The following is a 22642-nucleotide window of genomic DNA, read 5'->3' on the forward strand; positions in this document are numbered from 1 at the left end:
CCGGCACCAGTACCGTCGTCGCCGTGAAAGCTTTCCGCCGGTTCACCGTTCGGGTGCCGCTGCCCACCGAACTCGCCGCCCTCGGTCCCCTGTCGCACAATCTGCGCTGGGTGTGGAATCCGCCGACCCAGGAGTTGTTCGCGACGATCGACGCCGAGCGGTGGGAGGCGACGGGCGACCCGCTGCGGGTACTCGCCGACGTGGACCCGGCGCGGCTGACCGAGCTGGCCGCCGACGAGGCCTTCCGCGCCCGGGTCTCGGCGGCCCACGTGGACCTCGAGGAGTACCTCGCCGCACCGCAGTGGTTCGGCGGGTATGCCGAGACGCATCCGGTGCCGCCGGGCATCGCCTACTTCTCGATGGAGTTCGGTGTCTCCGAGGTGCTCCCCATCTACTCCGGCGGACTCGGCATCCTGGCCGGCGACCACCTGAAAGCCGCCTCCGATCTCGGTCTCCCCCTGATCGGCGTCGGGCTGTTCTACCGGTCCGGCTACTTCCGCCAGGGCCTCGACCACGACGGCTGGCAGGTGGAGCGCTACCCGGTCAACGACCCGCGCGACCTACCTCTGACGCTCCTCACCGATGGCGACTCACCCGTCGTCATCGAGATCGCGATGCCCGGCGGACGCACCCTGTTCGCACAGGTCTGGGTGGCGAGCATCGGCCGAATCCCGTTGTTGCTCCTGGACTCCGACATCGCCGCCAACACCGACGACGAGCTCCGCGGCGTCACCGACCGGTTGTACGGCGGCGACCAGGAGCACCGGATCCTGCAGGAGATCCTGCTCGGCATCGGCGGTGTGCGCGCGCTGCGCGCCTATGTGCGGGCCACCGGCCGCGACGAGCCCACCGTCTTCCACATGAACGAGGGACACGCCGGATTCCTGGGCGTGGAACGGATCCGTGAATACGTGGCCGCCGGCCTCGACTTCGACACCGCGGAGGCCGTCGTCCGGGCGTCGAACATTTTCACCACGCACACCCCGGTGCCGGCCGGGATCGACCGCTTCCCCACCGATCTGGTGAGCCGCTACCTCGACGCCGACGACGCCGGGACCTCGCGCCTGCTGCCCGGTCTGCCCGCGTCGACGATCACCGAACTCGGCGACGAATCCGACCCGGGCGTGTTCAACATGGCGCACATGGGTTTTCGGCTCGGTCAGCGCAGCAACGGCGTCTCGCAGCTGCACGGCGAGGTGAGCCGGGAGATGTTCGCCGACCTGTGGCCCGGATTCGACGCCGCGGATGTGCCGATCGGCGCGATCACCAACGGCGTCCACGGACCCACCTGGGTGTCGCGGGTGTGGCGCGATTTCGCCGCCGGAGACGAGGATTCGGCTCCGGAGGTCTACGCCGGACTCCCCGCGGAGACCATCTGGTCCACGCACGAGGCGCTCCGGGCCGAACTCGTCGACGAGGTCCGGCGACGCGCCCATGCCAGCGGACGCGAACGCGGCTTCACCGACGCCGAGCTCACCTGGGCCGCGGATCTCTTCGATCCCGGGGTGCTGACCATCGGCTTCGCCCGCCGCGCGGCCACGTACAAGCGGCTCACCCTGATGCTGCGCGACCCGGAACGGATGCGGCGCATCCTCACCGACCCCGACCGGCCGGTGCAGCTGGTGATCGCGGGCAAGGCGCATCCGGCCGACAACGGCGGCAAGTCGCTCATCCAGCAGGTGGTGCGATTCACCGAGGATCCGCAACTGCGCGACCGCATCGTGTTCCTGCCCGACTACGACATCTCGATGGCCCGGTACATCTATGCCGGCTGCGACGTGTGGCTCAACAACCCGGTGCGGCCGATGGAGGCGTGCGGGACGTCGGGCATGAAGTCGGCGCTCAACGGCGGGCTCAACCTGTCCATCCTCGACGGCTGGTGGGACGAGATGGCCGACGAGGACAACGGCTGGGCCATTCCGTCGGCCGAGGGTGTCGACGACGAGAACCGCCGCGACGACCTCGAGGCGGAGGCGCTCTACTCGCTCCTCGAGGACACGGTGATCCCGCTGTTCTACCAGCGAGATCAGAACGGCCTGCCGTCGCGGTGGGTGGAGAAGATGCGCCACACGCTCACCCGCCTGGGACCGCAGGTTCTCGCGTCCCGCATGGTGCGGGACTACACCACCGAGCTGTACTGTCCGGCCGCGGTCGCCTACGTCGCCGCGTGCGCCGACGACCATGCCGGTGCACGCGACCTCGCGGTGTATCGCCGTGAGCTGGAAGCGGGTTGGGGCTCGGTCGTCATCGCGGGCGTGGACGAGGAGAGCGTCGACGACGGACTACGCGTGTCCGCCCACGTGGCGGTCGGCGAGATCGGCCCCGAGAGTCTCCGCGTGCAACTCGTGCTGGGCCGCGTGACCGACGACGGCGACCTCGTCGAACCCGCGATCACCGACATGGTTCCAGCGGCCGACCGCGACGCGTCGGGCCGCGTGGTCTTCTCGGTTCTGGCGACACCGCCGGCGTCGGGTCATCTCGGCTACACGGTGCGGGTACTCCCCCGGCACGAACAGCTCTCGCACGACGCGGAGTTGGGGCTCGTGCGGTATCCGGTCACGGCCGGATAGGAGTTCGCCGCAGAGTGCGGTCAGAGTGCCGGAAACCGATACCCAGACCGCACTTTCGGATGGGGTGCGTCAGCGCTTCTTCAGGCGCAACCGTGAGTAGGTGAACGCCAGCAGCAGGATGCTGATGAACGCGAGCACCGCGTAGGCGATGGCACTGTGGGCGAGCGACGTCTCCCACAACGTGATCCGCTGGGGTGCGGCAACGTTGATGTTGTACAGGTCGACGCTGCCGGCGGCCGTGACATATCCCCAGAACGACGGGAAGATCCACGACAGTTGCTGCAGACCGGCTCCGTCCAACTTGAACAGACCGCCGCAGAAGACCAGCTGCACCATCACCACGATGACCAGCGGCGGCATCACCTGCTCGTTGGACTTGACCGCGGACGAGATGGCCAGTCCCACGAGCGTACTCACACAGGCCAGAACCGCGATGGCGACCACCAGTGCCAGCGTCGGCGGCAGGATCGGTCCGCCGAACTCGGGTAGGCCGCGGCCGGCGAATGTGATGCCGACCATGATGATCGTCTGCAGGATCGCGGCGATGAAGAACACGACGATCTTCGCGAACAGGTATGCGCCCGGGCGCAATCCGACGGCTCTCTCCCGCTCGAAGATGTCACGTTCACCGACGAGGTCGCGGACCGTCAGTGCCGCACCCATGAATGCCGCACCGACGACGAGCACCACCAGGATCTGGATCGCCTCCGCACCGTCCTTGGGTGGCGGCGCATTGGGGATCACCTCGAGCCGGGAGAATCCGCTGGACCCGGGTATCACCAGCGTCAGCAGACCGAGGACCACCGGCAACAACACAAGGAACACCAGATAGCCGATGTCGGCGAAGATCAGCCGCACCTGCCGTCGGGCGATCGTCGACGCCTGCCGCGTGAAGCTGGTGTGCGGTACCGGTATCGGAGGTCCGGGAGGACGCTGCGGGGGCGGCGGATTCGGTGCGCGCCGATGCCGTTCGAGGTAGCGCATGTGCGCGGTGTCCGGCTGGTCGGCGACGTAGGCGAAGATCTCCGCCCAGTCGGAGGTCCCCATCTCACCCTCGACCAGGGCGGGCGCACCGCAGAACGACGTCTTGCCGCCCGGGGCGAGCAACAACACCTGGTCGCACATGGACAGGTATGTGAGCGAGTGCGTGACGACGAGCACCACACGTCCGGCGTCCGCGAGGCGTCGTAACGTCGCCATCACCTGGCGGTCGAGGGCGGGGTCGAGGCCCGACGTCGGCTCGTCGAGGATCAGCAGCGACGGACCGGTGAGGAGCTCCATCGCCACCGATGCACGCTTCTGCTGGCCGCCGGAGAGCTTCTCGACGCGGGTGTCGACGTGCTCGGTCAGCTGCAGTTCGCTCAGCACGCCGTCGATGACCTGATCGCGGTCCTCCTTCGACAGGTCGGGCGGCAGTCGCAGCTCGGCCGCGTAGCGCAGGGCCTGCCGCAGCGTGAGCTTGTGGTGGAGCACGTCCTTCTGCGGGACCATGCCGATTCGGGTGCGGAGCGCGTCGTACTCGGCGTGGACGTTGCGACTCTCGAAGGTGACGAGGCCGCTGGTCGGCGAGTTCAGGCCCGCGGCGATCTTCGACACGGTCGACTTGCCGGCGCCGGACGGGCCGATCACCGCGGTGAGTGTGCCGGGGCTGGCGCTGAAGTCGACGTCGGCGAGGAGCCGCTTGCCGCCGTCGACGACGAGGCTGACCCCGTGCACGTGGAGACCGTCGGCGACGGCCGCGCTCTCCTGGCCGCGCATGAGGGTGCCGCCCGACACCACGAAGTCACTGTTGCCGATCGTGACGACATCGCCGTCGGACAGGGGCGCGTTGCTGACCCGCCGGCCGTTGACGAAGGTGCCGTTGACGCTGTTGAGGTCCTCGATGACCAGGACGCCACCGCGGCTCGACACCTGCGCGTGGTGGCGCGAGGCGAGGACGTCGCTGACGACGATGTCGTTGTCCGGAGTACGGCCGATGCGCTGCACGCCGCGCAGCGAGATCGATTCGCGCTCGGGCGGAGTCGGCGCGCCCGGAAGCCGGTAGACAGCGGACACGTTCTGCTGCAGGGCCTGTAGATGCGGCGCGTTGCGCAACTCGGCAGGCATCGGTTCCGGCGCACCGGGTCGCGACGGACCGCTCGGCGGTCGCGAGGGCACACGACCCGAGGGCGGCATGTTCGGTCCGGGATGACCGGGGGCGGCGAAGCCCGCCGATCGCGGCCCCGACGGGAAGGCACCGGGCCGGCCGGGCGCGGACGGCATCCGACCGCTGGCCGGCGGTGGGTACGCGGCCGGGTCGACCACCAGGTCGACAACCGGACCGGTGCTCACGTCCCCGAGTCGGACCTGGGTCGGTCCGGCGACCATGAGCTCGGACATGCGTCGTCCGGCGACGAAGAAGCCGTTGGTGCTGCCGATGTCGACGAGGTACCACGCCACGCCGCGCCATTCGATGGCGAGATGCCGACGCGACACCATCGGGTGATTGATCACGATGTCGTTGTCGGGTTCTCGGCCCAGGGTGATACGCGGGGACTCGCCCAACGGATGAGGTGCCCCACCGTCGACGATCACACGGCCACGCGCCATCGATGTACTGTTCATCGCCGCCAACTTTAGTGCTTGACGACGGTTTTCACGCCGTTCTGTCGAGCAGACGGCCGACCCCCGAGGGGGTCGGCCGTCTGTCGGACACGTGTCGTGTTACAGGTACTGCCCGGTGTTCGTCTCGGTGTCGATGGCGCGGCTCGCCCCGGAGGACTTGCCGGTGACCAGGGTCCGGATGTAGACGATCCGCTCGCCCTTCTTGCCCGAGATGCGCGCCCAGTCGTCCGGGTTGGTGGTGTTGGGCAGGTCTTCGTTCTCCGCGAACTCGTCGAGGATCGAATCGAAGAGATGCTGCACCCGCAGACCCGGGGTACCGGAGTCGAGCTGCGACTTGATCGCGTACTTCTTCGCACGGTCGACGACGTTCTGGATCATCGCGCCCGAGTTGAAGTCCTTGAAGTACATGATCTCCTTGTCGCCGTTGGCGTAGGTGACCTCCAGGAACCGGTTGTCCTCGCTCTCGGCGTACATACGCTCGACGACCTTCTCGATCATCGCCTTGATGCATGCCGTGCGATCCCCGCCGAACTCGCCGATGTCGTCGGCGTGGATCGGCAGTTGCTCGGTGAGGTACTTCGAGAAGATGTCGATCGCCGACTCGGCGTCGGGACGCTCGATCTTGATCTTCACGTCCAGGCGTCCGGGTCGCAGGATCGCGGGGTCGATCATGTCCTCGCGGTTCGACGCACCGATCACGATGACGTTCTCGAGGCCTTCCACACCGTCGATCTCGCTGAGGAGCTGCGGGACGACCGTCGTCTCGACGTCGGACGAGACGCCCGAGCCGCGGGTACGGAAGATCGAGTCCATCTCGTCGAAGAACACGATCACCGGCGTGCCCTCGGACGCCTTCTCCCGGGCGCGCTGGAAGATCAGCCGGATGTGACGCTCGGTCTCACCGACGAACTTGTTGAGCAGCTCGGGACCCTTGATGTTCAGGAAGTAGGACTTCGCCTCCTTGGCGTCGTCGCCACGGGCCATCGCGATCTTCTTCGCCAGCGAGTTGGCGACGGCCTTGGCGATCAGGGTCTTACCGCAACCGGGCGGACCGTAGAGCAGCACGCCCTTCGGCGGACGCAGCTGGTAGTCGCGGAACAGGTCCTTGTGCAGGAACGGCAGCTCCACGGCGTCGCGGATCTGCTCGATCTGCCGGCCCAGACCGCCGATGTCCTCGTAGCCGACATCGGGCACCTCCTCGAGGACCAGGTCCTCGACCTCGGCCTTGGGGACCCGCTCGAACGCGAACCCGGCCTTGGTGTCGATGAGCAGCGAGTCGCCCGGACGGAGCTTGCGGCGCTTGCCGTCCTCGGCGTCGACCTCGCCCAGCAACGGCTCGGCCAGCCACACGACGCGCTCCTCGTCGGCATGACCGACGACCAGCGCCCGCCTGCCGTCCCCGAGGACCTCGCGCAGAGTGCTGATCTCGCCGACCGTGTCGAATTCGCAGGCCTCGACGATGGTCAGGGCCTCGTTGAGACGCAGCGTCTGACCCTTGGTGAGGGTTTCGGTGTCGATGTTGGGCGAGCAGGTGAGCCGCATCTTGCGACCGGAGGTGAACACGTCCACCGTCGCGTCGGGGTACACCTCGAGCAGAACTCCGTAGCCGCTGGGTGGCTGACCCAGACGGTCCACCTCTTCGCGCAAGGCGACGAGTTGCTGGCGCGCTTCTTTGAGCGTGTCGAGCAGCTTCGCGTTGCGCGCTGTCAGGCTGTCGACGCGTTCCTGGAGGTCTGTGTTGTCTGCCTGCCGCCCGAACGAAGGACGTTCGGAACCACTCCGCGCGAGAGGCGGGGTATAGGCAGGGGTGAAGCCCTCATCGGGTGCACTCACGCTCTCGGGGACCGCACGGTCCCCGGTGGCGTCATGGCGGTCAGATTCGGTCATTGCTGACTCCTCTCCCCGGCAATCACCCGATCCCTCGATCGGAATGCTCGCGCCGTATCCCTACGCTACCGGGACGGACGCAGAATCGCCCTTCACCCCGCGATCGTGGGTGTTGACGGTGTGTTAAATGTGCGCCTTCGCAACGTAATCGCGATGTTGACCACCGGTCGGGACGAGCGGAACTCAGCCCTTCGTCGGACGACGCTGCGGACGCAACGTGGTGGTGCCGTCGGCCAGCCTGCGGGCGGTGATCAGAAACGCGGTGTGGCCTTGCATTTTGTGCTCGGGACGCACGGCCAGGCCCACCGCCGACCACTCGCGCAGCAGGGTCTCCCAGGCACGCGGTTCGGTCCAGCACTCCTGCTCGCGCAGGGCCTCGATGACCCGCGACAGCTGCGTGACGGTGGCCACGTAGATGGTCAGGACTCCGCCTGGTTTCAATATGGTCCGCACGACGTCGAGGGGCTCCCAGGGCGCGAGCATGTCGAGGATGATGCGGTCGAAGCGCTCGTCCTGTCCCACATTGGCGAGGTCGTCGACGACGATGTTCCAGTTGTCCGGGCGGCCGCCGAAGAAGGTCTCGACGTTGCGGATGGCGTGCTCGGCGTGGTCGTCGCGGATCTCGTAGGAGACCAGCTCACCGCCGGCGCCGACGGCCCGCAGCAGCGAGCATGTCAGCGCACCCGAACCGGCCCCGGCCTCCAGGACGCGGGCGCCCGGGAAGATGTCGCCTTCGAGAACGATCTGGGCGGCGTCCTTGGGGTAGATGACCTGCGCACCGCGCGGCATCGAGAGCACATAGTCGACGAGGAGGGGCCGCAGTGCGAGGTACTGGGTCCCGCTGGTGGCCGAGACGACGCTGCCCTCGGGCGAGCCGATGAGGTCGTCGTGCGAGATGGCGCCGCGGTGGGTGTGGAACTGCTTGCCCTCTTCGAGGAGCACCGTGAACTTTCGGCCCTTGGCATCGGTCAGTTGAACCCGGTCGCCGACGGCGAACGGTCCGGTGGTGGGCACTGGGTGCTTCCTCTCGTGAAACGGGCCGGGCCCGACGCCTCCGCGCGGGGCGGATCGGTGGTGGTCGGGAGTCCGGTGGGCCGTGAGGACGATACCCGACCGGCATCGGGTGTCGGACGCGCGCTGTGTCGGGGGTGCGGCCTACCCTGCGAGATGTGAGCACGATGACCGGCACCGGAGACCCCTCCACCAGCGCCACCCGATCGCCGGAGCCGCCACCGTCCGACGGTGCCCGCGGTCTCGTCCGTCGCCCCCTCGCGTTGTCGCCGTCGCGGGCCGCCGACTTCAAACAGTGCCCGCTGCTCTACCGGTTCCGCGCGATCGACCGGTTCCCGGAAACGCCCACCGCGGCGCAGACGCGGGGCACCGTCGTCCACGCAGCGCTCGAGAATCTCTTCGACATGCCCGCCGAACTCCGCACCCAGGATTCCGCGAATCTGCTGGTCGAAGGGGCCTGGGCAGCGTTGTGCGAGGAGGACCCCGAGCTCGCGCGGGTGATCGGCGAGGGTGGCCAGGAGGCGTTCATCGCCGGCGCGCACAAGCTCATCGCGACGTACTACACGATGGAGAACCCCACCGCCTTCGACGCCGACGCCGTGGAGGAGCACGTCGAGATCGAGGCCGACGACATGCTGATGCGCGGGTTCATCGACCGCATCGACGTCGCGCCGACCGGCGAGATCCGGGTCGTCGACTACAAGACCGGCCGTTCCCCCGGCGAGGCCTACGAGGCCAAGGCCCTGTTCCAGATGAAGTTCTACGCCCTCGCGATCCTGCGGACCCGCGGCGTCGTCCCGGCGCGGCTGCAACTGATGTACCTGTCCGACGGTCAGCAGTTGATCTACAACCCCGACCACGACGAACTCCTCCGCTTCGAGCGGACGCTGCGCGCGATCTGGCAGGCCATCCGCACCGCCGTCGCCTCGGGGGACTTCCGGCCGAAGAAGTCGCGTCTGTGCCGGTTCTGCGAACACCAGTCGCGGTGCCCGGAGTTCGGCGGTGAGATCCCGCCCTACCCGGGTCCGCCGCCGGGGTTCAAGGCCTGAACCCCGCCCCGAGATGATCGACTATGTCGACACACATAGGCTGGTCTTCGTGGAGAGCTCGTACTACGTACCCGTCGACGCCCCGACGTCGGACGGCACCAGTCCGGCCGATGACTCGTCGGCGCGTCATGAATACTTCAAGCCGACCGACGCCACCCTCAGCGTCTGGTCGCCGACCATGCAGCACGGCGGCCCGCCGTCGGCATTGATGATGCGCTCGCTGTTGCGTTGCGATCCGGACCCGACCCAGCACTTCACCCGGGTGACCACCGAGATCCTCGGCCCGATCGGGTTGGGCGTCAACCGGATTCACGCGCGGGTGACCCGGCCCGGCCGACAGATCAGCCTGGTCGAGACCGAACTCGAGGTGCAGCAGCCCGACGGGTCGTTCCGCACCGCAGCGAAGTCGGTGGGCTGGCGCATTCGCGGCGCGGACACCAGCGCGATCGCCAACGGTCCCGCCCCCCTGACCCCGCTGCCCGACGAACTCCCGAGTCAGATCGGGTTCCCCGACGACAGCGGCGAGGCGGTGGACTGGGGAACGCTCGGGTTCATCGGAACCGTCGAGTCGGCGCGGACCGAGGGCCGCTACGGCCAGACCCCGGCGGTGTGGCTGCGTGCGGCTCTCCCGCTGGTCGAGGGTGAGAAGACCTCGGACCTCGAGGCGATGTTCATCGTCATCGACGTCGCCAACGGCGTGGGTACGCGGCTGCGTCCGGACCGCTGGTCGTGGATGAACACCGACACCACCGTGCACCTGACCCGCATCCCGGGCGGACCGTGGGTCGGCATCGACGCCCACATGGTCGCCGGACCGGACGGCTTCGGCGCAACGCTCGCAGACCTCTACGACACGTCCGGATACATCGGCCGGTCGGCGCAGACGGTGCTGCTCAACGCGGTCGGCTAATCGCAAACCCACCACAGATGGACAGAATCACCACCTTCCGAGGTGGTGATTCTGTCCATAAAGGGTGGGTTTTTCCGCTCCCTGAGGAGGCCGTCTCGAAGAGCGCTAGAACCGGCAGGAACGGATGTCGGTGGCCAGGATGGCCTTCGCACCGAGTTCGGAGAGCTCGTCCATCAGGTTCTGGTGGTCCTTGCGCGGGACCATCGCGCGGACGGCGACCCAGTCGGGATCGGCCATCGGCGCCACCGTCGGGGACTCGAGGCCCGGGGTGATCGCCGTCGCCTTGTCGAGGAGCGACTTCGGGCAGTCGTAGTCGATCATCACGTACTGCTGTCCGAACACGACGCCCTGGACGCGCGCGATGAACTGCTTCTCGGCCTTGCTGAGTTCGGCGTCGCGCCGGGAGATCAGCACGGCCTCGGAGTCGCACAGCGACTCACCGAAAGCGGCCAACCCGTGCTGGCGCAGGGTGCGACCCGATCCGACGACGTCGGCGATCGCGTCGGCCACACCGAGCTGGATGGAGATCTCGACGGCGCCGTCGAGCCGGATGATGTCCGCGGTGATGCCGCGGCCGGCGAGGTCGTCGCGCACCAGGTTCGGGTACGACGTGGCGACCCGCTTGCCGGCGAGGTCGGCGACGTTCCACTCCTGGTCGGCAGGGGCCGCGTAGCGGAAGGTCGACGACCCGAAGCCCATCGCGAGCTGCTCGTGGACCTTGGCCCCCGAGTCGCCGGCGAGGTCGCGGCCGGTGATGCCGAGGTCGAGGCGTCCCGACCCGACGTAGATGGCGATGTCCTTGGGACGCAGGAAGAAGAACTCGACGTCGTTGGCGTTGTCGAGAACCGTCAGGTCCTTGGAGTCACTTCGTTTGCGGTAGCCCGCCTCGGTGAGGATGGCCGACGCGGATTCGGAGAGCGCACCCTTGTTGGGTACGGCCACTCGCAGCATCTCGATGTCCTTTACGTGGTTGCGCTCGGCTGAGCTGGAGGTGTGATGTCTGATGACCGGGGCTTCCGGTCACAGATGTCGGTACACGTCCTCGAGCTTCAGGCCCCGCTTGATCATCATCACCTGCAACCAGTAGACGAGCTGGGAGATCTCCTCACCCAGCGATTCGTCGGACTCGTGTTCGGCGGCGAGCCACACCTCGCCGGCTTCCTCGATGATCTTCTTGCCCAGGGTGTGCACACCCGAGTCGAGCGCGGCGACCGTGCCCGACCCCTCGGGGCGGTTCTCAGCCTTGTCGCTCAGTTCGGCGAACAGCTCCTCGAAGGTCTTCACCCCGACATTTTTGCACGTGAGCGGCACACCCCAATCCGCTGGGTATTGATACGGCCATCGGAACTCGAGCTGGGTTAGTCTTGACTGCGCCACACCACGGGATCACGGGGGGGAACCGAGAATGGCACCGAGAGACGAAGTGAAGGTCGAACCTGCCGACCTCATCGACACCGGACAGACCTTTACGGAGGACGGGACAAACTTCGCCGCGCTGTCGCTACCAACCCTCGGAGCAACCGCCGCAGCGTGTGTCCCTGGATCGAAAGTCCAGGCCGCGCTCGCCGACGTCGACGAGCAGATGCTGGAAATGCGGCAGACCATCAGTGGACATTTGAAAAACCTTGGTGCATCGATCAGTGGTGCCGCGCACCTGTTCGTCGGGGCGGACGAAGCCGGGGTTGCCGCGATCACGTCGGTCAGTCCGCTCAACCAGCTTCCGCCGGATTGGCAGCCCTGATGGCAGTGCCCACACGAACGCAGGCACGACAGTGGAAATCAGCTTACGACCTGAATAACCAGGAATCGGTCTTGACGGCCATCGCCGACAAGCTCTTCGGGTTGGCGAAGTCCATCCCGCTGACCGTTGACAATCTCGCCTGGAGTGGCCACTCGCGGGGTGCCGCAGTCGGCGCCGCCGAAAGGCAGGGGGGCCAGGTGAGCCAGGCCGCGAGTGCAGTCGACGGATTACGTACCACGCTCGAGTCAACCGGTAGGACGATCGGCAACCTCGCCTCGACGTTGACCTCCGATGGCGACGGCCTCGTGACCGACGGGTTCTCCGTCTCCGAGACTTGGGAGGTCAAGGACACCTACGACTACGAGCTCATGAGATTGTTGGCCGGCGCCGCCGCCGAGGACTCCACCGTTTCGAACCAGATCGACACGATGCAGACCGAGCGTGCGAACACGGCGATCAGCGAGACGGTCCGGCTTCAGGCACTCGCGACGTCGTTGGGTGAAGCCGACACCAACGGGGCCGCTGCGCTGAACTAGGAACGCTTGCAGAGATGACACCGGTCACCGCAGGAATCTATCCAGGTTCCGCGCGCGAAGACGCCGAGGCGATGGCGCGTGGCACGGCCACGACAGCCCAGATCGCACGCGCGAGAGCAGCGCTCGGGCTCACTAATGAGCAGGTCGCCGTCCTCAACAGCGGCGGGGAGATCACTCTCACCCCCGATCAAGCCACATACCTACGAGAGTTCTTGGGTTCGCAGAAGTCGGCATCGCTAGAGGACCTGCGGACGTTCGGAGACGCCCTCGCCCCAGAACTGAAAGGCGCAGCGAAGGGCATCCTCGCCGACGCACTGCAGGTCGGAACGAACCCAGGCGTGGTCGGACCGGGTTTCCAGGGCGGCTTGACCCAATCCCCCGACTCCGTGCGCGAACTGCTGAAGCGGAACCTTGCGAAGGAACTCCCCGGCGACACCGAGCCCTACAAGCGAATCAATCAGTTCAAGGCTCTGGTTGACGTACTCGAGCGAGGCGACGGCAGACTGCGCGCCGGCACCGACATCGACCGCGGGCTACTCAAACAGGCTGCCGAGCTGCGGGGCGTCGGAGGATCAACGTGGGACCCCGACGTGGTTTCCGACATGCTGAAGATCGGGGGCGACGATCGCCCCGCAGTACATTCATTCCTTACCGGCGCAGGTATGGAGGCAACGCTCGGCGACGGAGAGAAGTTCGAGAAGGATCACTACCTGGACCATCTCTTCGAGCACCGCTGGCGAGACGATTCCGGATTCCGGAGCCTCCTCGACAACATCGGACAGGACGCCAAGGCAGACAACTTGGAGGTCCGCACGATGTCTGGGCAGGACAGCAGGGTCCTCACCCAGTACATGCTCGATCACAAAGAGCAGCTCATGTCGCTGGGGCAGCGAGATGGCGGGGTCGTGGACTCGCTGGGCAATGCGCTGGCTCCATTCATCCCGTCAATGGCCGGTGTTCCCGACGAGATCAGCGGCGCAGCGGGCTTCTTGCCGCTTTCCTCGGGCGACGACATGGAGACCGTCTTCGCGATCATCGACGGCAACGAGACCGCGGCAATTCATTTCAACGCAGCGGCTGCGGCTCAGATCGGCCAGCTGAACCAGCTCTATGCCACCGGGATTGTTCACGGCGAGGACGACCCAGCACTGGCGACGTGGGCAGGTCGCATCGACCATGCGATGAGTACAGGTATGAACGCTCAGATCGAGCACCAATTCGAGGACGCGTCCGATCGCCACAGTTACAAAGCCAAGGTGTACAGCGGGTTCGTCAACGCGACCGGCGGAGTTTTGGCAGCGGCACCCGGAGGCCCCGTTACGTATCCTGCGCTCATGGTCGCCGCACCATTCGCCCAGGACATGGTCATCGGCGGTGCACCGTCGCTCGACCAATTCGGCGCGTCCGAGCAGGACATCATCACCGCCAATCACGCGGGCAGCGAGAATCGACGCTATTACGACGTGTTCGAAGAATTGGTCAAGGCCGACAAAATCGATCCCGCCCATCCCGATTACGCCAGCCTGTTCCGAGACGGGAAACTAATACCTTACGAGGAGCTCGCTCACTCAGGCGACGCCGCAACGACCCTTACCCAGATGTCCGGCAAGGTTATGCAACTCACACCCAGCGAGTTCGAGCAAGCTTGGGACAACGGACACAATTCGAACTGGAAATGACTCGGGCGAATGCGTAAGACACTATCGGCAATCCTTGTCGCGGCCTGCGTTGCATGCCTCGTCGCGTGTACCGACCCGACCACCACAGATGCCACCAGCAACTCCGACGCCGGCGTGTACAAGCCACCCCCGTTCGCCGCGTACTCGGCGCGATGGTCTGCACCGCCGAATATCGACCTCACCTCGCAGCCAGCGGTTTCGGTGCGAGCTTTCTTCGAATCCGCCTACCTCGCAAGTTCATTGGCGCCACGGTACGGCTATCCAGGATTCGCCGAACAGGTCTCGCCGCCAACCCAATTCGGCGTGTTCAACATAGCGGGTTTGAAACCCGCGGACATTTCACTGCTCACCGGAACCCAGTACATGCATATCGCGCGTCTGGATTTCGATCGCGTAGACGCGCATTGGAATGCGGTGGTGTGCACTTGGTCGAACGGCATGACCCAGCAGACGGACGATGACCGCCAGAAGATCGGCGGACCTTGGCGATCTAACAAGGTAACCCCGGCGACGATCAGTCTACGTCCACCCGAGGGCGTCGCTGATGCCACGACCCGCCCTCACAGCGCAGGCCGGGGTCCGTCTCGCTATCCGGTCACCGACGTCTTCGGCGACTGGAGGACCGTCGCCGCAACCTATTACGAAGGGGCAGAGATGGCGACGTGCGATGCGTTGACCGACAGCGTCCTTCCGCCCGAGCTCCGCCATATCGATGCGGCCCACGAGTATCGGACGACTCCCCTCCCCACTCTCCCGCCGTACCCCGGCTGGTCGATCGCGAACAAGGCCTGACATGAGCAGAGCTCAGCAGCGAATACCGCCGTACATTCTCGCCGCCGGACGCCGCGGCGCGCGTCCCGGCGAACTCGACGAACTACGTAGGCTGATCGCCGCACGGGCCGCACAGCACCCAGGACGGAACTCACCGGCTGCCATGCCCGGAACCTACGCGTCTGAGGCGTTTGATTCCCAGACCTGGGAACGAGACATGGAGCGATGGTGCACCGATCCCCGTGAGCGGGTGAACGAGTACACCCGGCGCGTGGATTTGCTGATCCACGACCGCTACCGGCTCGGCGCTCCCATCGATGAGGACCACGTCGCGAAGCTACGTGAGTCGGTCAGGCGCGCTTATCTAGCGGAGTTGCAGAGCTTCCTCGATAATCACCCGGACATCGCATACCGCAACGCCTGACCGACCGTGCCCGGCTCACGCCGTCCTATCAGGCTGGAGTCGGCCGGTCCATGCCTCGGTGACGTCGTCGAGTCCCATTCCGACCAGAGAGCGTCGAAACACCCGTAACGGGCCACGCTGAACCGGTGCCGCGGATTCGACGACGAGGGTGGGACATCCGGCCGCCGTCGCGGCTTCGGCGCCGGTCGGAGAGTCCTCCACCGCCAGACAATCGGCGGTCGGCAGCCCGAGCAGTTCCGCGGCGCGCATGTACGGATCGGGAGCGGGTTTGCCGACGGCGACCTCGTCACCACAGACCGTGGTCGCAAAGCGATGACGGCCGATCGTTCCCAGCGCCACATCGGCCGCCTCACGCACCGTGTTGGTGACCAGCGCCATCGGGATGCCGGCGCCGGCGATCAGTTCCAGCGCCTCGAGTGCGCCGGGTCGCCACGGGAGTCCCTCTTGGAAGAGCTCGGTCACCCGGTCCAGCGTCCGTCGTCCATCGGCGGCGGGATCCCGGTCCTCGGCCGGAATCCCGACTGCGTCGTGGAGTTTCGCCAGCGCGTCGGGAAGGGAGTTGCCGAGCGTCGATTCGCGCAGCTGCGGGGTCATCGCGATGCCGTGGTGTGCCGCCAGCTCGGTCATCGCGATCTCCCAAATCGGCTCGGAGTCGAGCAGGGTGCCGTCCATGTCCCAGAGGACGGCGGCGGGAAGACGGAACGCGGAATCAGGGGTGTCGGTCACCCCTGCATCATCGCAACCCACCGTTCGGTCGGCTCATCGGCCGGGTAGAACAGCTCGATCGTCAGTTCCTCGAGCGTGACGTCGCGGGGCGAGCCGAAGGTGGTCAGGGTGCTGAAGAAGGACAGGACCTGGTCGCCGAGCGAGAGTTCGAGCGGGACCAGCAGCGACCCCGCCTCTCCCGACCTGCTCGACACTCCCCCGCCGTCGAGGCCCGCGACGGTCGGATACGACGACACCTCGCGTTCGAGTGCCGCGAGACGTTCGTCACCGGTGATGCGCACCATCCGGCGGAGCAGGTCGAGCAGGTAGGCCGCCCACTCGTCGAAGTTGTGCGTCATCCGCGCGAAGCCGTCGGGATGCAATGACGCCCGGAACAGGTTGACCGGTCTCGCCTGCAGTTCCTCCGGGAGCAATGACAGGAGCCGCATCGCGGTGTCGTTGGCCAGCACGACGTTCCACGCGCGGTCCAGGGCCATGCCCATATTGGGATTGTGGGCGTCGAGCAGGCGTCCGACCTCGGCGCGCACGCGGGTCATGGTCTCCGAGTCGAGGGGCTCCTCGCTGTAGCGAGGGGCGTGTCCCGCTGCGAGGAGAAGCGAATTGCGCTCTCGCAGAGGAATGTCGAGACGTTCGGCCAGCGCATGGAGCAATGTCGGACTCGGGCGCGACTTACCCGTCTCGACGAAGCTGAGGTGTCTCGGCGACACCCCGACCTCGTAGGCGAGGTCGAGCTGACTGATGGACCGCCGAGACCGCCACTGCTGCAGCAACGTTCCCACCTCGACGGTCATGGGGTCATCGTAGACAGCTCTCGATCAGTTCGAGCGAGTACGCGATGGTCTGGGCGAGAACGTCTTCGGGCTCACCGTCGAACTCCTTGCGGGTCGCGGTGACCTTTCCACGGTGGTCGAGGCCGAACCAAACGGTTCCCGGTGGGGCCTCGTCCGGTTCGGGGCCCGCCTCGCCGGTCACCGCGACGACGATCTCGGCGTCGAAGAGCCGGGCGGTGGTGGCCGCCATGGCGCGTGCCGCCGTCTCGCTGACGACCGGCCCCTCGGGTACCTCGAGCAGGCCGTATTTGACCTCCTCGTGGTAGGCGATCACGCCTCCCCGGAACCAGTCCCCGGCCTTCGGGGCCTTGCTCAGCTCGGTGGCCAGGTTGCCGCCGGTCAGCGACTCCGCGACGGCGATGTGCACACCCTGCTCCATGATCGGGTCGGCCAGCCGCGCGCAGGTCTCGGAGAAATCGGTCACGTCGGACATGGGTCGCTCGCCTTTCGGTCGTGGTCTTCGATCACCGCACCCCGGGCGATATCCCGATCGGGCGGAGATCAAACCACTACCTGGTAGGTAGTGGTGCCGGCGTCGACGTGCCGTCACCCTTGACCCATGACCCAGATCAGCACCGCTCGACCCACCACCGTCATGATCGCCCCGGCGATGTCCGTGCCGGCGCGCGTGTACCGGCGTCTCGAGCAGGCGCTGACCGAATACGGCTTCGATGTCCGCATCATCGCCCGCAGAGGCGTCGAGGAAGGCTCGACACCGCCGTCCCGTACCGCCGACTGGTCCTACGAGGACGAGGCCGCAGACCTCGCCGACGCCATCGCAGGCGCGCGGACCGACGTCGCGGGCACGCGGGTAGTCGTGATCGGACACAGCCTCGGTGCCCAGCTGATCGCGACGGTCGCGCAGTCCGCCGATCACGCGCCCGACGGGATCGTCACGGTGGGCGCGTCGGTGCCGTCGTTCCGCCACTACGGGATCCGCGGTGCGGCCCTGGGTGCGATCGGTGCGGCCGTCATGCCGGTGACCGGCATCATCGGTCATTGGCCGCGAGAGGGTTTCGGCGGACCCACCCCACGCACGCTGATGCGGCAGTGGGCGCGGATGGTCCTGACCGGTCGAGCACCGTTAGCGCTCGACCGGTCGATCGAGACGCCGACGCTGTCGATTCGGCTCGACGCCGACGAGATCGTCACCGACGGTGCGGCAGCGGCATTCGACGCCGCGTTCTCCCCGGAAGCGATCACCCACTGGCGCTACGACGGCGCGCAGTGCCCGGCCGGCGGGAACACGACACACATCGGCTGGGTCCGCACGCCCGAGATCGTCGCTGCGCGGATCGCGGAGTGGTGGGGGTCGCTCACTTCCGCTGCGCCGGCTGCCACCGGGTCCGGGGCAAACCAGCCGGGCTAGTCACGGCATCCACGTCCCCGACGTGGACTCGATCCGTTCACGGGTGCGGACCGCGGTTCCACGTGCCCACGCACCGGTCGAGACGAACGCGAGAACGAGGATGGCCGCACCGCACAGCGCCATGATCAGCCACACCGGGCGTGCGGCGACGGCGAGCCCGTCGGCGACCGACCCGTCGATCCCGGCGAAGGCCACCGCACCGAACACCGCGACACCGAGTGCGGTGCCGACCTGACGACCGGTCGAGGCCATGGCCGACGCCAATCCCGCTTGTGTGCGCGGCATTCCGGACACCGCCCCGTTGGTGATGGGTGCGTTCATGAAGCCGAACCCCAGCCCGAAGACCAGGTACGCCGCGCCGACGTAGACGAGCGCGGTGTCGTTGCCCAGTCCGGTGAGCATCAGGGAGCCGGCCACCATCGCCACTCCCCCGATCGCCATCGGCGTGCGGGCACCCCGATCGCCGACGAGCCGACCGGCGATCGGCGCGCAGACCACCGAGGAAGCCGCCATCGGCAGGGTCATGAGTCCCGCGTTAAACGGCGACATCCCGCGCACCTCTTGCAGATACAGGGTGTTGAGGAACAGGAAACCACCGGTGGCGGCGAAGGCGATGACCGCACACGCCACCGCGCTCGAGAACGGCACGCTCCGGAAGAACCGTGGGTCGAGAAGGGGCTCCACGCGGCGACTCTCGTACACGACCATCGCGACGAGCGCGCCGGCGGAAACGACGAAACACGCGAGCACGGCAGGCGACGTCCAGCCCAGGGGGCGCCCCTCGATGATCGCGAAGGTGAGGGTTGCGAGGAAGGTCAGGATCAGCACCTGGCCGATCGGGTCGGCGCGTCGGGCACGCTCGGCCTTCGACTCCGGGACGAAACGCATCGTCAGCGCCAAGGCCAGCAGGCAGACCGGAACATTCAGCCAGAAGATCGCCTCCCAGCCGATTCCGGAGACCAGCGCGCCGCCGAGGACCGGACCGAACGCCAGGCTCATCCCGAACGCGGTGCCCCACAAACCGATTGCCTGGGCACGTTCCCGTGGATCGACGAAGACGTTGGTGACGATCGACAGAGCGACCGGGTTGAGCATGGCCCCGCCGACGGCCTGCAGCATGCGTGCCCCGATGAGGATCTCCGGTGTGGGCGCCAGCGAACACAGCACGGAGGCGAGACCGAAGGTCACCAATCCCACCTGGAAGATCCGCTTGCGGCCCAGACGATCTCCGAGTGATCCACCGAAGATCAGCAGACTGGCGATGACCAGCGCATAGGAGTCGAGAATCCACTGGAGTTGCGACGGCGTCGCTCCGAGGTCGGAGCTGATCGAGGGCAGGGCGACGTTCACCGCCGATACGTCCAGCCCGACGATGAAGAGACTGAGACAGCAGGTCGCGAGGATGATGAGGCGGTCCCGGCGTGTGAGCGCGCCGTCGGCGGACCGAGCATGTAGGGCCGCCCGGGCAGCGTTCACGATTCCTCCGCCTCACGCAGGAGGTCGAGCAGCCCCGCGAGCTGGCGGAGCTGCGACTCGTCGAGCGCGGCGAACATGTCGGGAGCGGTGGCCGGGTTCTCGGTCACCTCGTCGACCACCCGACGCCCGTCATCGGTGATCGTGACGCGTTTGCGGCGACCGTCGTCGGCGTCGGCCTCCCTGGTGACGAGGCCGCGGGCGACGAGATCGTCGACGATCCCGCTCATCGCCGACGCGTCGACGCCCATCCGCTCCGCGAGGTCCCGCTGGGTCATCGGCCGAACCGCGACGCGACGAAGTGCACGAAACCGGCTGAAGGGGATGTCGATGACCTCACTGATGCGGGTCCGAGACTGTTTGGCCTGATCACGCACGAGGCTGTTCATCGTGAACCACACCTCGGTCGCGGTCTGCGAGTGGACGGGCGCCCCGGTATCAGTTGTCGGCATGAAACGATTGTAGATTTACAACTATCTCTCGGCAATCGCCCGACGGCGAGCCCAGCAGGCGCTCACCCGAACCGCCGAGGCCTACCTCGACTTCGCCCGCACCGGCCACGCGGTCTACGACGCGATGTTCAGCCGGTCGACCTCGCTGCACTTCGCCGCCGCCGACACCCCGCCCCAGCTGACCGCCGCTGTCGGCGAACTGCGCGAGGTCGTCGAACTCCTCGACGACGGAGGCGACATCGACACGCTCACCGAGGTGGTCTTCGCCGCCCTGCACGGACTGGCGCCCCTCCGGCACGGCGGCCGGCTGCGGCTCGACCATGATGCGGACCGGATCCGAATGTTCGTCCGGCAGTTCGCCGCTTGAGGTCACCGTAGGCTGGGACGAGAGCCACGTCGAGCGAAAGCTGAGTCGCCATGCCGAAGATCCTGGTCATCGGACACCGCAATCCCGATACCGACGCGATCGGTGCCGCGATCGGACTGGCCCGCCTCGAGCAGGCGCTCGGCGTCGACGCCGAGGCCGTCGCCCTCGGCTCCCCCAGTCGGGAAACAGCTTTCGCCCTGGACCACTTCGGCCTCGACGCGCCGCGCGTCATCGAGCACGCGAGTCCCCACGACGTGATGCTCGTCGACCACAACGAACGCCAGCAGAGTGTCGCCGACATCGCCGAGGTCACGGTCCGCAAGGTGATCGACCACCACCGCATCGCCAACTTCGAGACCGCCGCTCCGTTGTACATGCGGGTGGAGCCGGTGGGCTGCACCTGTTCGATCCTCACCCGCTTGTACGCGGAGAGCGAGGTCGAGATACCCGCCGACACCGCCGGGACCATGCAGTCGGCGATCATCTCCGACACCCTGCTACTCAACTCCCCCACCACCACCGACTCCGACCGCATCGCCGCGGAGCAACTCGCGACCGTCGCCGGTGTCGACCTCGTTGACTACGGCAACCAATTACTCCGCGCGGGAACAGAATTGGGTGACCACTCGGCGTCGACGATCATCGGCCTCGACGCCAAGACCTTCACGATGGGCACCACGAGCGTGCGCGTCGCGCAGCTGACGACCGTCGACTCCGACGCCGTCCTCGCCCGCCGAGACGAGTTCCTCGAGGCGATGGCCACCGAGAAGGAGACCGCGGGTCACGACCTGTTCCTACTGTTGATCACCGACGTGATCGCCTGCGACTCCGACCTTCTCGTGGTCGGCGAGCCGGTCGGCGCGGTCGAGCGTGCACTGGGGGTCACGTTCGCCGACGGGCACACCTTCGGCGAGGGCATCGTGTCGCGGAAGAAACAGATCGTGCCGCGGTTGACAGAGGAGCTGGCCGGTTAGGCCCGCCAACGCATACCAACGCACACGACGAGCACCAGTGCGAATGTCGTCGCACGCGACATCGCTTCGGCTCGGCGACCTCGACCGACGTCGCTCACACGGATCGACGTCGCAGGCGCACTCAATCCGGTTGCCGCACAACGAACTCCGAGAGTGAACTACCCTCGTCGGGACTGGCGTGGCGAAGATCGCGTCCATTTCAGGACCCTCTAAGGGCGAAATGCCCTTCGCCCGTGCTCACATGGACGAGTTCTTTGACGCCTCCCCAGATCCCGTCGAAACGTATCGGTCCCTCAGCAGCGTCCGGAGACATCTCACCAGGCCTTCGAGGCTCGTCGCTTGCGCTCCTCGCACCTCAGGCAGCAGAGGTGTGTGGCGTCCTTCCGACCCGGGAGCGGGGGTTCTCGCGTCCTCGCGAATCAGACGGCGGGGTGTCGCGATCTCTCGGATCACACAGCGGGAGTTCCGGGTTGCCTCGGATCAGGGAGCGAGCGGAGCCGCCTCGCCGTGACGGCCCTGCCCGCCGGCGAAACGTGCTGCGCCCGTGACGGTATCGGCTGCGAGAGACACCATGCCGTGCCGCAGTTCGTTGGCCAACGCCGCCTCGGTGTCGAGGCCGTCCTGTTCGAGGACGGACAGTCGGTCCTGACGCATACACGTCTGCGGGAACTGCGCGATCTGCCCAGCCAGTTCGACGGCCGCGTCGAGAGCCGTTCCCGACGGCACGACACGGTTGGCGAGCCCGATCTGCAGCGCCTCGTCCGCGGCCACCGCCCGCCCGGTGAGGATCAGATCCATCGCACGACTCTCCCCGATCAACCGCGGAAGCCGCACCGTCCCACCGTCGATCAGCGGGACACCCCAGCGACGGCAGAACACACCGAACACGGCATCCTCCTCGACGACGCGCATGTCGGCCCACAGCGCGAGTTCGAGGCCACCCGCGACCGCGTGGCCGGAGATCGCCGCGATCACCGGCTTGGACAGGCGCAGGCGGGTCGGCCCCATCGGACCGTCACCGTCGGCCTCCACGCGGTTGGGCGTGCCGTCGGCGATGGCCTTGAGATCGGCGCCCGCACAGAACGTCCCACCTTCGCCGTACAGCACGGCCACCGACACGGCATCGTCGCCGTCGAACCGCCGGAATGCGTCGGCCAGGGCGTCGGCGGTCGCGCGGTCGACGGCGTTACGACGATCGGGGCGAGCGATCCCGATGATCCGGACGGGCCCCTGCGACCGTTCGATCACTCCCGACTCGCCCATGACCAC

General features: G+C 67.0%; 22 protein-coding genes. 11 read left to right on the forward strand and 11 right to left on the reverse strand.

Features of this window, described 5'->3' with window-relative positions; genetic code table 11:
- Positions 1 to 23 precede the first annotated feature (23 nt).
- Positions 24 to 2570, forward strand: a complete 2547-nt coding sequence (gene glgP / locus BLU62_RS07430) for an alpha-glucan family phosphorylase (RefSeq protein WP_074848934.1) — start codon at positions 24 to 26, stop codon at positions 2568 to 2570.
- A gap of 69 nt (positions 2571 to 2639) precedes the next feature.
- Here glgP and BLU62_RS07435 read toward each other — a convergent pair whose 3' ends face one another.
- The 3 genes from BLU62_RS07435 to BLU62_RS07445 form a co-directional block, all read right to left on the reverse strand.
- Positions 2640 to 5159, reverse strand: a complete 2520-nt coding sequence (locus BLU62_RS07435; protein ID WP_074848935.1) for an FHA domain-containing protein — start codon at positions 5157 to 5159, stop codon at positions 2640 to 2642.
- Positions 5160 to 5273: 114 nt separating this feature from the next.
- Complete coding sequence (gene arc, locus BLU62_RS07440) at positions 5274 to 7061, reverse strand: proteasome ATPase (protein ID WP_074848936.1); 1788 nt, start codon at positions 7059 to 7061, stop codon at positions 5274 to 5276.
- Positions 7062 to 7244: 183 nt separating this feature from the next.
- Positions 7245 to 8075, reverse strand: coding sequence for a tRNA (adenine-N1)-methyltransferase (locus BLU62_RS07445; RefSeq protein ID WP_074848937.1), 831 nt, complete (start codon positions 8073 to 8075; stop codon positions 7245 to 7247).
- A 164-nt stretch (positions 8076 to 8239) separates the two neighbouring features.
- Here BLU62_RS07445 and BLU62_RS07450 point away from each other — a divergent pair, with 164 nt between their 5' ends.
- Together BLU62_RS07450 and BLU62_RS07455 are read left to right on the forward strand one after the other, a co-directional pair.
- Positions 8240 to 9121, forward strand: coding sequence for a RecB family exonuclease (locus BLU62_RS07450; protein WP_074852752.1), 882 nt, complete (start codon positions 8240 to 8242; stop codon positions 9119 to 9121).
- A 49-nt stretch (positions 9122 to 9170) separates the two neighbouring features.
- Entirely contained in the window at positions 9171 to 10031 is an 861-nt protein-coding gene (locus BLU62_RS07455; protein ID WP_074852753.1) for a thioesterase family protein, read from the forward strand.
- A 105-nt stretch (positions 10032 to 10136) separates the two neighbouring features.
- On the opposite strand, the gene hisG is transcribed toward BLU62_RS07455, so the two are convergent.
- Together hisG and BLU62_RS07465 are read right to left on the reverse strand one after the other, a co-directional pair.
- The gene (gene hisG / locus BLU62_RS07460) at positions 10137 to 10982 is read right to left on the reverse strand and encodes an ATP phosphoribosyltransferase (RefSeq protein ID WP_074848938.1); all 846 of its coding nucleotides are present in this window, start codon (positions 10980 to 10982) and stop codon (positions 10137 to 10139) included.
- Positions 10983 to 11051: 69 nt separating this feature from the next.
- Positions 11052 to 11315: a phosphoribosyl-ATP diphosphatase gene (locus BLU62_RS07465; protein ID WP_006437957.1), complete on the reverse strand. Its 264-nt coding sequence runs from the start codon at positions 11313 to 11315 to the stop codon at positions 11052 to 11054.
- A 121-nt stretch (positions 11316 to 11436) separates the two neighbouring features.
- Between BLU62_RS07465 and BLU62_RS07470 the strand changes: the two genes are divergently transcribed.
- The 5 genes from BLU62_RS07470 (at position 11437) to BLU62_RS32500 (ending at position 15182) form a co-directional block, all read left to right on the forward strand.
- A complete protein-coding gene (locus BLU62_RS07470; protein WP_139180023.1) occupies positions 11437 to 11772 on the forward strand; it encodes a hypothetical protein in 336 nt (111 codons plus the stop codon).
- 71 nt (positions 11773 to 11843) lie between these two features.
- Positions 11844 to 12308, forward strand: a complete 465-nt coding sequence (locus BLU62_RS07475) for a hypothetical protein (RefSeq protein ID WP_074848940.1) — start codon at positions 11844 to 11846, stop codon at positions 12306 to 12308.
- A gap of 14 nt (positions 12309 to 12322) precedes the next feature.
- The gene (locus BLU62_RS07480) at positions 12323 to 13987 is read left to right on the forward strand and encodes a TPR repeat domain-containing protein (RefSeq protein WP_074848941.1); all 1665 of its coding nucleotides are present in this window, start codon (positions 12323 to 12325) and stop codon (positions 13985 to 13987) included.
- Positions 13988 to 14101: 114 nt separating this feature from the next.
- On the forward strand, positions 14102 to 14779 hold the full coding sequence (locus BLU62_RS07485; protein WP_139180024.1) for a hypothetical protein: 678 nt from the start codon (positions 14102 to 14104) through the stop codon (positions 14777 to 14779).
- A 1-nt stretch (position 14780) separates the two neighbouring features.
- Entirely contained in the window at positions 14781 to 15182 is a 402-nt protein-coding gene (locus BLU62_RS32500; protein ID WP_139180025.1) for a hypothetical protein, read from the forward strand.
- 15 nt (positions 15183 to 15197) lie between these two features.
- Here BLU62_RS32500 and BLU62_RS07495 read toward each other — a convergent pair whose 3' ends face one another.
- Genes BLU62_RS07495 through BLU62_RS07505 form a run of 3 tightly spaced genes read right to left on the reverse strand, consistent with a single transcriptional unit; the run spans position 15198 to position 17171 of the window.
- On the reverse strand, positions 15198 to 15908 hold the full coding sequence (locus BLU62_RS07495; protein WP_208863610.1) for an HAD family hydrolase: 711 nt from the start codon (positions 15906 to 15908) through the stop codon (positions 15198 to 15200).
- A complete protein-coding gene (locus BLU62_RS07500) occupies positions 15905 to 16699 on the reverse strand; it encodes a helix-turn-helix transcriptional regulator (protein WP_074848944.1) in 795 nt (264 codons plus the stop codon). The genes BLU62_RS07495 and BLU62_RS07500 overlap by 4 nt, the downstream gene beginning before the upstream one ends.
- 4 nt (positions 16700 to 16703) lie before the next feature.
- Positions 16704 to 17171 carry a CinA family protein gene (locus BLU62_RS07505; RefSeq protein ID WP_074848945.1) on the reverse strand — a complete coding sequence of 156 codons (468 nt, stop codon included), beginning with the start codon at positions 17169 to 17171 and terminating at the stop codon, positions 16704 to 16706.
- A gap of 126 nt (positions 17172 to 17297) precedes the next feature.
- Between BLU62_RS07505 and BLU62_RS07510 the strand changes: the two genes are divergently transcribed.
- Positions 17298 to 18107 carry an alpha/beta fold hydrolase gene (locus BLU62_RS07510; RefSeq protein WP_074848946.1) on the forward strand — a complete coding sequence of 270 codons (810 nt, stop codon included), beginning with the start codon at positions 17298 to 17300 and terminating at the stop codon, positions 18105 to 18107.
- On the opposite strand, the gene BLU62_RS07515 is transcribed toward BLU62_RS07510, so the two are convergent.
- Both BLU62_RS07515 and BLU62_RS07520 read right to left on the reverse strand, forming a co-directional pair.
- The gene (locus BLU62_RS07515; RefSeq protein ID WP_074848947.1) at positions 18108 to 19583 is read right to left on the reverse strand and encodes an MFS transporter; all 1476 of its coding nucleotides are present in this window, start codon (positions 19581 to 19583) and stop codon (positions 18108 to 18110) included.
- Complete coding sequence (locus tag BLU62_RS07520; protein ID WP_074848948.1) at positions 19580 to 20032, reverse strand: MarR family winged helix-turn-helix transcriptional regulator; 453 nt, start codon at positions 20030 to 20032, stop codon at positions 19580 to 19582. Before BLU62_RS07520 ends, BLU62_RS07515 begins: the two co-directional genes overlap by 4 nt.
- 34 nt (positions 20033 to 20066) lie before the next feature.
- Here BLU62_RS07520 and BLU62_RS07525 point away from each other — a divergent pair, with 34 nt between their 5' ends.
- Together BLU62_RS07525 and BLU62_RS07530 are read left to right on the forward strand one after the other, a co-directional pair.
- A complete protein-coding gene (locus BLU62_RS07525) occupies positions 20067 to 20399 on the forward strand; it encodes a TetR-like C-terminal domain-containing protein (RefSeq protein WP_280141559.1) in 333 nt (110 codons plus the stop codon).
- A gap of 50 nt (positions 20400 to 20449) precedes the next feature.
- Positions 20450 to 21373, forward strand: coding sequence for a manganese-dependent inorganic pyrophosphatase (locus BLU62_RS07530; protein ID WP_074848949.1), 924 nt, complete (start codon positions 20450 to 20452; stop codon positions 21371 to 21373).
- A gap of 480 nt (positions 21374 to 21853) precedes the next feature.
- Here BLU62_RS07530 and BLU62_RS07535 read toward each other — a convergent pair whose 3' ends face one another.
- Complete coding sequence (locus tag BLU62_RS07535; protein WP_074848950.1) at positions 21854 to 22636, reverse strand: crotonase/enoyl-CoA hydratase family protein; 783 nt, start codon at positions 22634 to 22636, stop codon at positions 21854 to 21856.
- Between the last annotated feature and the right edge of the window lie 6 nt (positions 22637 to 22642).

Source organism: Gordonia westfalica (assembly GCF_900105725.1).
Taxonomy (GTDB): domain Bacteria; phylum Actinomycetota; class Actinomycetes; order Mycobacteriales; family Mycobacteriaceae; genus Gordonia; species Gordonia westfalica.

Excerpts from the sequence above, each read along its gene's own strand:
- BLU62_RS07435 (WP_074848935.1), bottom strand. The coding sequence starts at position 5,159 with ATGGCGCGTGGCCGTGTGATCGTCGACGGTGGGGCACCTCATCCGTTG.
- arc (WP_074848936.1), bottom strand. The coding sequence starts at position 7,061 with ATGACCGAATCTGACCGCCATGACGCCACCGGGGACCGTGCGGTCCCC.
- BLU62_RS07450 (WP_074852752.1), top strand. The coding sequence starts at position 8,240 with ATGACCGGCACCGGAGACCCCTCCACCAGCGCCACCCGATCGCCGGAG.
- hisG (WP_074848938.1), bottom strand. The coding sequence starts at position 10,982 with ATGCTGCGAGTGGCCGTACCCAACAAGGGTGCGCTCTCCGAATCCGCG.
- BLU62_RS07470 (WP_139180023.1), top strand. The coding sequence starts at position 11,437 with ATGGCACCGAGAGACGAAGTGAAGGTCGAACCTGCCGACCTCATCGAC.
- BLU62_RS07480 (WP_074848941.1), top strand. The coding sequence starts at position 12,323 with ATGACACCGGTCACCGCAGGAATCTATCCAGGTTCCGCGCGCGAAGAC.
- BLU62_RS32500 (WP_139180025.1), top strand. The coding sequence starts at position 14,781 with ATGAGCAGAGCTCAGCAGCGAATACCGCCGTACATTCTCGCCGCCGGA.
- BLU62_RS07500 (WP_074848944.1), bottom strand. The coding sequence starts at position 16,699 with ATGACCGTCGAGGTGGGAACGTTGCTGCAGCAGTGGCGGTCTCGGCGG.
- BLU62_RS07505 (WP_074848945.1), bottom strand. The coding sequence starts at position 17,171 with ATGTCCGACGTGACCGATTTCTCCGAGACCTGCGCGCGGCTGGCCGAC.
- BLU62_RS07510 (WP_074848946.1), top strand. The coding sequence starts at position 17,298 with ATGACCCAGATCAGCACCGCTCGACCCACCACCGTCATGATCGCCCCG.
- BLU62_RS07520 (WP_074848948.1), bottom strand. The coding sequence starts at position 20,032 with ATGCCGACAACTGATACCGGGGCGCCCGTCCACTCGCAGACCGCGACC.
- BLU62_RS07530 (WP_074848949.1), top strand. The coding sequence starts at position 20,450 with ATGCCGAAGATCCTGGTCATCGGACACCGCAATCCCGATACCGACGCG.
- BLU62_RS07535 (WP_074848950.1), bottom strand. The coding sequence starts at position 22,636 with ATGGGCGAGTCGGGAGTGATCGAACGGTCGCAGGGGCCCGTCCGGATC.